The sequence below is a fragment of the Agrobacterium sp. GW821-FHT02D03 genome, from assembly GCF_059421725.1.
Genome location: NZ_JBWKVN010000001.1, coordinates 610,382 through 622,658, shown reverse-complemented (window position 1 = coordinate 622,658; position 12,277 = coordinate 610,382). Strand labels below are relative to the sequence as shown.

11 protein-coding genes are annotated in these 12,277 nt (G+C 61.0%); 4 read left to right on the top strand and 7 right to left on the bottom strand.

Translation table 11 applies throughout. The features are described 5' to 3' along the window. Nucleotides 1-1,047, bottom strand: coding sequence for a FecR domain-containing protein (locus AC07U5_RS02820; RefSeq protein WP_494722233.1), 1,047 nt, complete (start codon nucleotides 1,045-1,047; stop codon nucleotides 1-3). 302 nt (nucleotides 1,048-1,349) lie between these two features. On the opposite strand from AC07U5_RS02820, the gene AC07U5_RS02815 reads away from it, so the two are divergent. After that, the gene (locus tag AC07U5_RS02815) at nucleotides 1,350-2,195 is read left to right on the top strand and encodes a GGDEF domain-containing protein (RefSeq protein ID WP_494722232.1); all 846 of its coding nucleotides are present in this window, start codon (nucleotides 1,350-1,352) and stop codon (nucleotides 2,193-2,195) included. Between the two features lie 27 nt (nucleotides 2,196-2,222). On the opposite strand, the gene AC07U5_RS02810 is transcribed toward AC07U5_RS02815, so the two are convergent. The 6 genes from AC07U5_RS02810 to AC07U5_RS02785 all read right to left on the bottom strand — a co-directional run bounded on the left by AC07U5_RS02810 (nucleotide 2,223) and on the right by AC07U5_RS02785 (nucleotide 9,454). Next, nucleotides 2,223-2,876: a 4'-phosphopantetheinyl transferase family protein gene (locus AC07U5_RS02810; protein WP_494722231.1), complete on the bottom strand. Its 654-nt coding sequence runs from the start codon at nucleotides 2,874-2,876 to the stop codon at nucleotides 2,223-2,225. Beyond that, nucleotides 2,873-6,862 carry a Pls/PosA family non-ribosomal peptide synthetase gene (locus AC07U5_RS02805; protein ID WP_494722230.1) on the bottom strand — a complete coding sequence of 1,330 codons (3,990 nt, stop codon included), beginning with the start codon at nucleotides 6,860-6,862 and terminating at the stop codon, nucleotides 2,873-2,875. Before AC07U5_RS02805 ends, AC07U5_RS02810 begins: the two co-directional genes overlap by 4 nt. A gap of 161 nt (nucleotides 6,863-7,023) precedes the next feature. After that, a complete protein-coding gene (locus AC07U5_RS02800; RefSeq protein WP_112360743.1) occupies nucleotides 7,024-7,230 on the bottom strand; it encodes a hypothetical protein in 207 nt (68 codons plus the stop codon). Next, nucleotides 7,227-7,922, bottom strand: a complete 696-nt coding sequence (locus AC07U5_RS02795) for a GNAT family N-acetyltransferase (RefSeq protein WP_494722229.1) — start codon at nucleotides 7,920-7,922, stop codon at nucleotides 7,227-7,229. Before AC07U5_RS02795 ends, AC07U5_RS02800 begins: the two co-directional genes overlap by 4 nt. 86 nt (nucleotides 7,923-8,008) lie before the next feature. After that, on the bottom strand, nucleotides 8,009-8,710 hold the full coding sequence (locus AC07U5_RS02790) for a tellurite resistance TerB family protein (protein WP_494722228.1): 702 nt from the start codon (nucleotides 8,708-8,710) through the stop codon (nucleotides 8,009-8,011). A gap of 105 nt (nucleotides 8,711-8,815) precedes the next feature. Beyond that, nucleotides 8,816-9,454 (bottom strand): 2-dehydro-3-deoxy-phosphogluconate aldolase, encoded by a 639-nt coding sequence (locus tag AC07U5_RS02785; protein WP_494722227.1) that lies wholly within the window; start codon nucleotides 9,452-9,454, stop codon nucleotides 8,816-8,818. A gap of 154 nt (nucleotides 9,455-9,608) precedes the next feature. Between AC07U5_RS02785 and AC07U5_RS02780 the strand changes: the two genes are divergently transcribed. From AC07U5_RS02780 to trhO, 3 genes are all read left to right on the top strand, one after another. Further along, nucleotides 9,609-10,097 (top strand): CYTH domain-containing protein, encoded by a 489-nt coding sequence (locus tag AC07U5_RS02780; RefSeq protein WP_113180926.1) that lies wholly within the window; start codon nucleotides 9,609-9,611, stop codon nucleotides 10,095-10,097. Continuing rightward, nucleotides 10,081-10,989, top strand: coding sequence for a CHAD domain-containing protein (locus AC07U5_RS02775; protein WP_113266625.1), 909 nt, complete (start codon nucleotides 10,081-10,083; stop codon nucleotides 10,987-10,989). The genes AC07U5_RS02780 and AC07U5_RS02775 overlap by 17 nt, the downstream gene beginning before the upstream one ends. 227 nt (nucleotides 10,990-11,216) lie before the next feature. Next, a complete protein-coding gene (gene trhO / locus AC07U5_RS02770) occupies nucleotides 11,217-12,203 on the top strand; it encodes an oxygen-dependent tRNA uridine(34) hydroxylase TrhO (RefSeq protein ID WP_494722226.1) in 987 nt (328 codons plus the stop codon). Nucleotides 12,204-12,277: the final 74 nt, after the last annotated feature.

Genomic DNA, 12,277 nt, shown 5'->3' with positions numbered 1-12,277 from the left:
TCAGCCACCATTCCCATTCCCATTCCCGTTTCCGTTTCCGTTTCCGTTGCCATTTCCGTTGGAGCCGCCATTGCCATTGCCTTGGCCGTTGTTGCCTTGACCGTTCCCCTGGCCGCTGCCGCCGGAATTGCCGTTTCCGTTTCCGCTGTTGCTATGTCCGCTGGAACCGCCATTGCCGTTGCCTTGGCCGTTGTTGCCTTGGCCGTTCCCCTGGCTGCTGCCGGAGTTTCCGTTTGCGTTATTGCCAGTTCCGCTGGCGCCGCCGTTGCCGTTACCTTTGCCATTGTTGCCATTGCCATTGCCGCTGTTTCCGACGTTCCCGGAAGCGGCGTTGCCATTTTTTGTTCCGCCTTTTTCTCCACCCGTCACGCCGTTGCCCTTGGACGCGGAGGACGAGCGCGCAGATGCTTCCGGCTTCGAGTTGGGTGACTTCAATGAACCAAGGGCTGGCACTCGCGATACGGAGGGCGCGACCGACGATATGGAAGGGGCTCCTTTGGAACCGGAAACGGTCATGCCGCGGGCAGCATCGACCGCTGCGCTTTGACCAGGGCCGACATTGGCCCGTTGTCCGGAATTGAAAGAGGTGACCTGAACGAGACCGTGATTGACGACAACGTCGGCGCTCCGCTTGGTTACTTCCACCCGAAACGTCGTCCCTTTCACCACCGCAGCCAAAAATGGCGTCTCCACCGTCGTATGCGGTTTATTGCGTTTTTCGATCTCCAGATCGATCGTGCCGACTTGCTGATAAATATCTGTTGTTCGCTCAAACAACCCGGACTTGGTAAAGATCCCCGCAACAGTGTTGGGTTGGAACGTGATGCTCTCGACGCCGCGAACGATCTGGGCTCGCCCTCTGGCGCCGGTCGAGATCCACGCGTTGTTTGGAATGGTGTCGCCAGCCTTCACAGGCGTCCACGTCGTTTTGTCGACCGTGTAGTTGACCTGCTGGCTGGCCTTCGAGACTTGCCAATCTCCCTCAGCGGCTCTTGCAATAAACGCCGTCCAGAAAACAAGAATCGTTGCTAATAATACGCGATACATGGCCTGCCCCTCATCCGAGAGGATTGTCACAGCTTCAGTTTAATAATTGTCTAAATTGATGATTCAAAATCTTCGTTGAGTGCAAGCCGCGCCAGTTATTTTCGACCACGCCTCGAGCGTACACGCACCACCAGATGCATAGTGGGCTCGCTGTCTCACGCAAGTCGCCGCTCTGTCGCTTAGAGTTGATCCAACCACCTTTTTGTGCTGCAAGATGTTGCCTACCAGATTAGGGCCTAGGATTCTGGTCTTTCCACTTCTAAATGAGGTCCAGATAAAATAAGCCCCAATCCGAGGTGCCTTTGAAGAAGATCAAATCGTCCTTCGTCGCGAAAACCTTTCTGGTCTGCTTCGTCAGCGTCCATGTGCCGCTGATTGCGCTTGTCGCCTATCTGTCGATGGGTTTTCAGCTCAGCACGTTGTCGATTCTTCTTCTCATCCTCGTCGCCACCCTGGTCGGCACGTCCCTGTGCCTTTTTGCGATCTGGCGGCTGATCAGGCCTCTCAACCTGCTGGCGGACGCCATGAAGCGGTATCCAGAGGACAAGGGGATTTTGAAGATGTATCCGGCATCGCCCGACGAGATCGGCACCGTGACCGATATTGCGCGATCGATGCTGTTACAGGTCGAGACTTTGACCAAGCAATTGAAGCATCAGGCAACCACGGATTTTCTGACGGGGCTGGGAAACCGCCGCGCGCTGATGGAGCAGATGCCGATCATTCGCGCCAAGGCCGCACGACCGGAAGAAGCCGTGTCGCTCATCCTCTTCGATCTCGATCACTTCAAGCGCATCAACGATGAATACGGCCACGATGCCGGCGACAATGTTCTGATGGCCATCGGCGAAGCCGTGAAGGATCACCTGCGCCCTTACGACTACGCCGCGAGAATGGGCGGAGAAGAGTTCTGCATCGTCTTGCCCGGCGCCGACCTCGCAGCGGCGGAATCGGTGGCAGAACGTCTGCGTCACGCCGTCGAAAGTCGCGTGGTCGAGCCATTGCCGAAAGGGCGCATCACCGGCAGCTTCGGTGTTGCCCAAGCCCGCCCGACCGAGCGACTGCAAGAGCTTCTCCTGCGCGCAGACGCAGCATTGTACTCGGCAAAGGACCAGGGCAGAAATGTCGTGGTTCGGGCGCAGCCTTAAGAGGGTTTCGCGCTGGTCCGGTGACTATCACCGACCGGAATCGGGCAGTCCGGCAACCGCCTGCACGGTTCCTGCCTCCGCCCGCACGCACACACGCGTTTCCCCTTCCCTTGAAACAACCAGCAACCCGTCACCGAAAGCCACCGTCTCCATCTCGGCCGCATCGATGCGCGATGCGACGCCGAGGCACTTGGCGTGCGCTTCTTTTGCCGTCCAGCGGGTGATGAGCGTTGTGTCCGTGGCCCCTTGAAGGGCCAGTCGTTCGGTTGGGGTAAAGCTGTCTTCCGGCGGCGGTTCGGCATCAAGCGGTTCGATATCCACGCCGATGGGGGTCCGGCTGAGGCCAATCAGGCAGTGGGGAAATCGCCCGGCGAGACTGATGTGCCAGCCGGGCGGGTGGAGGACCTGCGGCGCGCCGAGCGCGGTTCTGCCGATGATGATCTCATCCGGGTGCAGGCCAGAGAGCCGTGCCAGAAGAAGCTTTGCCAGTCGTCGGCGCAGAGCCCGCATGCCGGCATCCGGCTTGGAAGCCAGATCCTGCAGATCGGCGGCGGAGAGCGTTGCGCCTCCCGCAAGACGTTCCGTCTCGGGCCCGTCGAGGCGCAGGTGCCACACCACCGGCGCCTCGCCGGTGGCTATCGTCAAATCGTCCGCGCCGGAAAGCCAGACGATCTCACTCATGCGCTGCGCACGGGTTGCGCTGGAGAGCCTTCCCATGAGGTGCCCGCCGGCAGCGTTTCGCCCTTCATGACGACGGAAAGATCGCCGAGCTGGGCATCTTCGCCGATTTCCGCATCGTAGAGCACGATGGCGTAGGAGCCGATCACCGCGCGGTCGCCCACCGTGACGCTGCTGACCTTCATCACCCGGTCTTCGAAGAGATGGGTCTGCAGGCCGGAGAACTCGTTCAGCGCCACCTCGTCGCCGATGCGCACCAGATCATGCTCGGTGACATCGGTCGTGTCGATGAAGCAATCGCGGCCGATCTTGCAGCCCAGCAGGCGCAGATAGGCCGAGATCCACGGCGTGCCGCGCAAGGGCTGCAGAAGGTTCGGCACGGCCAGGTTTTCGTAAGTTGCCGTCACCAGTTCGGTGCGCCAGACGAAGGTGCTCCACAGCGGCTTGGTCGTCGGCTTGTAGCGGCCCATCACCAGCCACTTCAGCGCCACGACCGAAAGACCAGAGGCCAGCGCGAAGCCGATATAGAGGAAGGGGAAGACGGCCGCGATCAGCGTCTGGCTGTCATCGTAATCCTGAATATCGCCGACGATGGAGAAGAGGATGCTGAAGAAGGCGAGAAACAGGGTCAACGGCAGGATCACGCGGATCGCCTCGATCGACAGGCGCATGGCGACGAGGCGCGGACGCGGGTTGAAGCGCGCACCCTCGTCGAACAGGCCGACGGCCTGGCGCACGGGCAGCGAAATCGGCGGCGAGCCGAACCATGTGCCATCCGGCTTTTCGGCCCCGCCATCCGATGGCGGCTTGGAGAGCACGCCGATCAGCGTACCATCGGCAATCTTGGCTCCGGTCGGCAGCACGGCGGAATTGCCAATGAAGGAACGCCGGCCAATTCTGGTATGCGCAAGCTCGATGATGCCGGGCTCATGGCGAGCAGCGCCGAAGACCACGCCATCGGCAATGAAGCTCTCCGGCCCGATATCGACGAGATCGGGCACGATCTTTGCGGCGGTAGAAATCTCGGCACGCTTGCCGATCCGCACACCCAGTGCGCGATACCAGGGCAGCACGTAAAGGGTGGCATAGATCGGGTGAAGCAGTGCCAGCGCCAGATCCGTCACCTGCTGGACGAACCAGAAGCGCAGATAGAACCAGCTATGGATCGAGTAGCGTCCCGGCCGCACCGGCCCGAGGATCAGGCGCTTGGCGAAGACGGTCAGAACGCACATCAACACGATATAGGTGAGTGCCAGGAACGGCGAAATCAGCAGATAGGAATAGCCATCGGTGTTCCAGTCGATTTCGATCATCGCGATCAGACCTGGCGCAATCGGCAGGATGGCGACGACGGGAAGAAGGGCAGCGGCGATGAACAGGCCGACGCCGACCAGGAAGCGACGCAGGGAGCCCGCCTCGTCATCACGCCTAGCAACACGGCCCGTGGCGGCGCATTTGGCCGGAGAGCCGTTCCAGCTTTCGCCAGCCGGGATCGACTGGTTCATCGGCAGCGAAGACAGATCCTCGAGCGCTGCAGCATCGCCCACCACGCAATTGCGCCCGATCACCGCCATGGTGCCGATGGACGCGCTGCGGCCGATCTTGACCGAGCCGAGGCGCAATAGACCGCGCTCGACGGAGCTGGTGGCGAGCATGGCATAATCGCTGACGATGGCATCATCGCCGATGCTGACGAGGTCGGCGGTGTCGATGGCAACGGTGCCGATAAAGGCACGACGACCGATCCTGGCACCCAGCAGCCGGTAATAGAAGCGGATCATCGGCGTGCCGCTGAGATAGGGTGTCGCGATGATATCGGAGAGGCGGCGCACGAACCACCAGCGCAGATAATAGCTGCCCCACAGCGGATAATCGCCCGCCTTGTAGCGACCGATCACCAGCCATTTGACGAGGATGGCAAAGACCATGCCGAGTGGCGGAATGAGAATGAAGCTCAAGCCGCTCAACAGCAGCGCCGAAACGCGGCCGAAATCTTCGACCAGATAGGTATAGGCCAGATAGGGGAAAAACCATTGCAGCCCGGCCACCGCATAGATCGGCACCAGCGCGATGGTCTGCAGCGTCCAGCAGAGGCGCTTCTGGAACGTGCTGACACGGTGGAAGGGTTCGAGGGCGGCGCTCTCGGCCATCACGTGCTCACCCAGGCGCGCGGCAAGTCGGCGGATGGTCGGCGCGGCGTAGAGATCCTGGATAGAAACACCGGAAAGACCGGGCGCCTTGCGCATGGCCGACGCCAGACGCGCGGCTTTCAGCGAATGGCCGCCCAGATCCTCGAAGAGATCATCCTCGACCGAAACCTTCTGGGGGGCGAAAGCCTCAGACCAGATGGCATGCAGCTGGATTTCGAGCGGCGTCTGCGGTGCGACAGCTTCGCGATCCGAGGAGGCCACCACCACCGGGCGCTGAAGCGCCTTGCGGTCCACCTTGCCGGAGGCGGGCAGCGTCGGCAGCGCATCGAGTATCTGGTAGGCGGCAGGCCGCATATAGTTCGGCAACCGGTCGGCCACCCGCTTGCGGGCAGCCTCGATATCGATCACCGCGCTGCCGCGCGCCACGAGGAACGCGGCGAGAAGTTCGGACCCGTCATCATCACGGAAGAGATGCACCACGGCCTGCGCGACACTGGAATCCTCGGCAATCACCGTTTCGATCTCGGCAAGCTCGACGCGGAAACCGCGGATCTTCACCTGTGTATCGATGCGCCCCATGAATTCGATATCGCCGACGGCATCGAGCCGCACGAGATCGCCGGAGCGATAGATCCGCGCGGGAAGCCCATCCGGCCCATCGAAGGGCGTCATGACGAATTTGTCTGCGGTGAGATCGGGGCGGTTCACATAGCCGGAACTGACCCCCGGCCCGCCGATCACAAGCTCGCCTTCGGCGCCGGCATTCACCGGCCAAAGCTTGTCGTCGACGATCCAGGCGGTATAGCCCGGCAGCGGCCGGCCGATGGTGACGCGGCGGCCAGGTTGGACCTCCGTCCATGTGGCCGTCACCGTCGTTTCGGTCGGGCCATAGGTGTTGAGGATGCGAAGGCCGGGGCGCGCCCAGCGGTTCACCAGATCCGGCGGGCAGGCCTCGCCGCCGAGATTGACGATGCGCAGCGTCGGAAGCTCGGTTTCCACCAAAGTGAAGAGCGATGGCACCACGTGCCAGACGGTGACGCCCTCTTCGGCCAGCGTGATCGCCACATCCGGGCCCGCTCTGTGCAGCGCCTCGTTGGCGACCAACAGTTCGGCACCGGCGGAAAAGGCGCTCCACATGGTCTCGATCGACATGTCGAAGGCCACGCTGAAGCCGCCGAACACCTTGTCGGTGTCCTCGATCGCCAGGATCGCGCCTTCGGCCCGCAGGAAATGGCAGGCGCTGCGATGCGAGATCATCACGCCCTTGGGGCGACCAGTCGTTCCGGAGGTGTAGATGATATAGGCGAGATCGTCGGGAGACGCGCCGATTTCGGCGCGCGTGATCGGCAACGCATCCTGCGCCGCAAGATCGCCCAGCGTCTCGTTGACCACGAGCGTCTGCACCCGCATGGCACCGGCACGTTCGGCATCGGTCACGATCAGCGTGGCGCCGCTATCTTCGGCAATGAAGTCGATACGGTCCTGCGGATAGGTCCAGTCCACCGGCACATAGCAGGCACCGGCCCAGAGCGTACCGAGGATCGCCATATACTGATCGAGCCCGCGCGGCAGGCAGATGACGACGCGGTCGCCACGTCTCACCCCCATGGTCTGCAGCGTGCGGGCAAAGCGAATGGCGCGTTCAGCCAGTTGCCCGTAGGTCAGCTCAGTCCGGCGGCTATATTCGGGATCGTTTCCCAGAAGCCGAAGCGCAAGCTTGGACGGATAGCGCCTGGCCGTCTGCTCGAAAATTTCCTGCAACATCTCGTCGCGGGCGTAAGGTTCATCCTCTCGGACGGGAAGCGACGGGGCAATCGGCGCAAAAACGGTCAATTCCAACGGCCTTTCGGCCACATTCCGGTCCATGAATCACCAAAGTATACAGAGCAGCATCTTAAATGCCGCCGCTATACATCATTTGGAATTGCGCCGAAAGAAGGTGCAAGAAAAGGCCAAATGCAGAATTTTTGGGCAGGCGCGATTGCCATCGCTTTGGGCAGTCAACCCCGCCGCTGGTGGCGCGCCCTGAGCCAGAAGACCAGGAAGAAGGCCAGCACCGCCGCAACATCGAAGGCCGCCGCCAACCACACCGAATAGGTGTTGGCAAGCCACAGCGTCACTGTCGGGATGATATAGAACAGAAACCCGAAGCCGAAGATGATGGCGATGGCGGCAATCGCGGCCGATGTCGTATCCTTGCCGCTCATGCGAGAGCCCCGGCGGAGAGACCGGCACGGATCTCTTCCAGCTTGCGCTTTTGCGTTCCGTCTTCGTTGAAGTTGTCCGGCGAAAGCCATGCCTCGAAGGCCTCACGGATCACCGGCCACTCGCTGTCGATGATCGAGAACCAGGCGGTATCGCGATTCTTCCCCTTGGAAATCATGTGCTGGCGAAAGACGCCTTCAAAGGTGAAGCCGTAGCGCCTTGCCGTTGTCTTGGACGGCTCGTTCTCATTGTGGCACTTCCACTCGTAACGGCGATAACCGAGATCGTCGAAAACGTGCCGCGCCATCAGATAATGGGCTTCGGTGGCAAGCGGCGAGCGCTGCATCTTCGGCCCGTGGGCAACCGAGCCAACCTCGACCACGCCATTCTTCGGATCCGGCCGCATATAGGTCGCCATGCCGACGACCTCGCTGCTCGCATTTTCGATGAAGACCAGCGTCACCCATTGCAAGCTCGTTGCCATGCTCTCGATCCAGTCGCTGAAGGCGGCCGCATCGGCAAAAGGCTCGTTGGGGAAATATTTGATCAGCTCATTGGTGCCGAGCCCGCCAAGCGCATCCCAAAGCGCCTGCTGGTGCGCCGCTCGATCAAAGGGAACGGCGGTCACGAACCGGCCTTCGAGCGTCACCGGCTGCGGTGCTGGACATCCTTTGAACTGGCTGAGATCGCGCATCTTCCCTCCTGAGCGTTGCGACGCTCAGGAATAGGTCAGCCATCGATCAAAGACAACCGACCTCTGATATGGAATAATTTGATCGATCAGACCTTGGCAGCCGAAACGGTCGCTTCGATATGCTCCACCAGCGCATCCGGCAGGCCAAGACGACCGGCAAGAAGATCGAGATAGCCGCGCTCGGCCCGGCTGTCCGGCTCGATGGTGAGACGCGAGGCGGTGTAGATTTCCACCTTCTGCTCTTCCGTCGTTGCCGCAGCCACCAGCGCGTCAATATCGAGCGGATCGGCCAGTTCCTTATCGATGAAGGCTTCCGCCTCATGGTCGAGACCGGAGACCTTGACCTTCTCCATGATACGGGCGCGCTCGCCTGCGTCGATATGACCGTCAGCCTTGGCAGCGGCAATCATCGCCTGCACCAGCGTCAGCGCAAAACTGTTGGACAGCGCGGGAGACTGCGGGTGGAACGGGGAATCGACCGGCGGCGGCAAAAGCTCCTGCGTTGGCTGCGGCTGGGTCACTGCCTGCGGCGACTTGCCGGACTGATAGTTGCGGTAGGCGAGATAGCCAAGACCGGCGATGGCGGCGATACCGCCGACGGCGGCGGCATTGCCCGCAAGCTTACGGCCCGTCTTGGTGCCGAAAATGGCCGCAGCCAGTGCGCCGGCCTTCATCGGATTGTTCTTCGCAATCTCTGCGGCTTGGCCTGCACGGTCCCGCACGCTTCCTGACAGCCCAGGCACCTGCGAACCCAAAAACTGGTCGAGAAGCTTTTTCGCGTCGAACATCAAAATCTCCTGTTTGCGTCAATGTCGAAACAGGAGATAGGGAGTGTACGGCCGATTACAAATGGCAGGGATCTTCACGCCGTCGTGAACGGCGTGAACGCGCGATCAGCCGCGAAGCGCTGCAGCTTCGGCTGCAAGCTTGGTAATGCCGGCCCAATCGCCCGCTGCGATCAGTTCCTTGGGCGCAACCCACGAACCGCCAACGCAGACGACGTTCGGCAGCGACAGATAGTCCTTGGCGTTCTTCAGCGAAACGCTGCCGGTCGGGCAGAACACGGTGCCGGCAAGCGGCGAAGAGAGCGCTTTCAGGTAAGGCGCGCCACCGGCCTGTTCGGCAGGGAAGAATTTCAGGACCTTGTAGCCGGCATCGCGCAGCACCATGACTTCGCTGGCGGTGGCGGCACCTGGAAGCAGCGGCACGTTGGAGCTTTCCGCAGCATCGAGAACGCTCTTGTTGACGCCGGGGCTGACGATGAAGGTGGAGCCGGCCTTGGCGGCGGCATCGAAATCCTTGGCGTTCAAGATGGTGCCGGCGCCCACATGCGCACCTTCCACCTCTGCGGCAACGGCGCGGATGGCATCGAGTGCGACGGGCGTGCGCATGGTGATCTCGATGGCTTTCAGACCGCCTTCCACCAGCGCGCGGGCCAGCGGAACGGCAGAAACCAGATCGTCCACGATCAGCACGGGCACCACAGGTTGAAGTTTCAGGATGGAAAGAAGCTTTTCGGAATCCTGGGCCATGGCGTTATCTCCGGCTTTTGTATCGATTGAAATTGCGCTTTCAAATACCGCGACCATTCCGCCGTGTCGAGGCCGGGCCAACGATTTCTCATTTATTGCTTTTTCATGACAACTACTTGGTTTACCGTCCCGACAAAACAGCGCAGGGTGTTGAATGGCAAAAGAAATCGAACGCAAGTTTCTGGTCCGCAGCGATGAGTGGCAGCGAGAAACGACGTCTCGGAAATCGTTCCAGCAAGCCTATGTCGCCTCCATGGAGGATCGCTCGGTCCGCGTCAGGATCATGGACGATGCCGACGCCCGGCTCACCATCAAGATCGGCACCAGTGCGCTTGTGCGCGACGAATATGAATATCCCATCACGGTCGAAGATGCCCGCGAACTGATGACCACAGCGCTTGGCATCGTCATCGAAAAGACCCGCTATACGGTCGATCACGAAGGCTTCGTTTGGGAGGTCGATGTCTTCGACGGGATCTATCGCGGTCTCGTGGTCGCAGAAGTCGAGATGAAGCAGGAAACCGACCGCCCGGCACTTCCCGCATGGCTTGGCCCGGAAGTCACCGGCGACCGGCGCTATTCAAACCAGCATATGGCCTTGGAAGATTTGAGCGGGGAGCTGTGCCATGTCCTTCAGGATTGACCCCACCCGCTCCTTCGTCGAGGAGATCAAGCATACCGGGCGAGAGCTTATCGACGACGCCATCGCGCTTTTGAAAGATCAACCGGACGGCACGGACCGTGCGGTGCATGATGCCCGCAAGAAATTCAAGCGCATCCGGGCACTCTACCGCTTCCTCGAAAAGGAGGCGCCGGATTTCCGCAAGACGGAAAACGCCCGCTTCCGCGATATCGCCCGCTCCCTCTCAGCCGCGCGCGATGCCGCAGCCCTGGTGGAAACCATCACCTATCTGCAAGGCGTCGCCCGCTCCGATCCCGAGCGCGAAGCCTTGGCAACCGCCCATGAGGTGCTGAGCAAGCGTCGCGATGCCGCAACCCATGAGGATGGCGACCTGCCAAAGCGGATCGAAGCGGCCATCCAGTCCTGCGAAGACGGCAAGGACGCACTCTCAGCCCTGTCGCTCTCCCACGGCGAAAAGACCGCGCTGAAGATGATCCGCAAGACCTGGGAAAAGCAACGCCGAAAGGCGCTCGACGCCTTGGGTCTCTGCCATGGGCAAGCCCATGACGAGTATTTTCACGATCTGCGCAAAAGCGGCCAGGTCTACTGGATGCATCTGGCGTTGTTACAAAAGCTCTGGCCTTCGGCCATGCGCGCCAAGAGGGCGGATGCCAAGCAACTGGTCAAACTCCTCGGCCACGAACACGACCTCTCCGTACTCGCCGCCTTCGCCGACCGCGAACCCGACAGCTTCGCAGGCGGCGAAACGCTTGCCCTGCTGCTCGACGCGATTATCGACCGACAGCAGGCACTACGCGAAGAGAGCCTCGCGCTTGCCGACCGCGTCTTCGCCGAGACCGCTGCCCGCGAGGCGGAGATCGTTGCGCTTTTGTGGAAGCATGCGGCGCGGTGAAGACCCGCTCATGAGCCTGACATCCGGATAAATTGGCTCAAGACAAAGGTGCGGCTGGATTTACTTGCCGGGCGTAGAGCCCATTGCCTTTGTCACAAGCTCCGTGAAGTTTGGCGGATCAACGTTATCGCCATGCCCAGGGCCGGGACCATGCCTGCACCTGCGCAAATGCAAATCCAGCGTCAACAGGATTGCAAGCGAACGCATCTGGCTGTATTTCAGCGCCCATGACCGACACTGCGACATCCTTCCGCCCGGACGCCACCGCCGAGGCGACGTCTTCCAGTTCCACCCTCTCCGGTGGCGCTGGCGATTTCCTCGTGGCAGCGCTTTACCACTTCGCCCGCTTCCCGCGGTTCGAGAGCGTGCGCGATAGTCTCTTCAAGCTCTGCCAGGAACAGGGCGTGAAGGGCACGCTGCTTCTGGCAGCCGAGGGCATCAATGGCACGATTGCCGGAACCGATGCAGGCGTGCAGACCGTGCTCTCCTATCTTCGCGCCCAGCCGGAATTTGCGAGCCTCGAGCACAAGGAAAGCCGCGCGTCGAAAATGCCCTTCGTGCGCATGAAGGTGAAGCTGAAGAAGGAAATCGTCACCATGGGCGTGCCGGATATCGATCCCAACCGGATCGTCGGCACCTATGTTGATCCGAAGGACTGGAACGCGTTGATCTCCGATCCGGACACGATCGTCATCGATACGCGCAATGACTATGAGACGGCGATCGGCCTCTTCAAGGGCGCGGTCGATCCGCAGACCAAGACGTTCCGCGAATTTCCCGATTGGGTGAAGAACAATCCCGGCCTGCATAACAAGCCGAAGATCGCCATGTATTGCACCGGCGGCATTCGCTGCGAAAAGGCAACGGCCTTCATGAAGGAACAGGGCTTTGAAGATGTCTTCCACCTGAAGGGCGGCATTTTGAAATACCTCGAAGAGGTGCCGGAAGACGAGAGCCTGTGGGAAGGCGCCTGCTTCGTCTTCGACGAGCGCGTCTCCGTGGTCCACGGCCTTGCCGAAGGCGACCACCAGCTTTGTCACGCCTGCCGCAACCCGATCACCGAGGAGGTGCGCCTGTCGCCACTTTTCGAAGAAGGCGTCTCCTGCCCGAGCTGTTACAATGATCGGACCGAAGAAGACCGCCAACGCTTCCGCGACCGCCAGAAGCAGATCGATATCGCAAAGAAGCGCGGCGAGAAACATCTGGGGCGCTAAAGCATCGCGCGTCCTGTTGGACGCGCAAAGAACGCTTTACCCTTTTTGAATCGACGCATCGTGCTTTCCGAAAA

Bases quoted from the DNA above. Each gene is read 5' to 3' on its own strand.
- AC07U5_RS02795 (WP_494722229.1), bottom strand. From the start codon at position 7,922: ATGCGCGATCTCAGCCAGTTCAAAGGATGTCCAGCACCGCAGCCGGTG.
- AC07U5_RS02810 (WP_494722231.1), bottom strand. From the start codon at position 2,876: ATGAGTGAGATCGTCTGGCTTTCCGGCGCGGACGATTTGACGATAGCC.
- AC07U5_RS02820 (WP_494722233.1), bottom strand. From the start codon at position 1,047: ATGTATCGCGTATTATTAGCAACGATTCTTGTTTTCTGGACGGCGTTT.
- AC07U5_RS02775 (WP_113266625.1), top strand. From the start codon at position 10,081: ATGTCCTTCAGGATTGACCCCACCCGCTCCTTCGTCGAGGAGATCAAG.
- AC07U5_RS02780 (WP_113180926.1), top strand. From the start codon at position 9,609: ATGGCAAAAGAAATCGAACGCAAGTTTCTGGTCCGCAGCGATGAGTGG.
- trhO (WP_494722226.1), top strand. From the start codon at position 11,217: ATGACCGACACTGCGACATCCTTCCGCCCGGACGCCACCGCCGAGGCG.
- AC07U5_RS02790 (WP_494722228.1), bottom strand. From the start codon at position 8,710: ATGTTCGACGCGAAAAAGCTTCTCGACCAGTTTTTGGGTTCGCAGGTG.
- AC07U5_RS02800 (WP_112360743.1), bottom strand. From the start codon at position 7,230: ATGAGCGGCAAGGATACGACATCGGCCGCGATTGCCGCCATCGCCATC.
- AC07U5_RS02785 (WP_494722227.1), bottom strand. From the start codon at position 9,454: ATGGCCCAGGATTCCGAAAAGCTTCTTTCCATCCTGAAACTTCAACCT.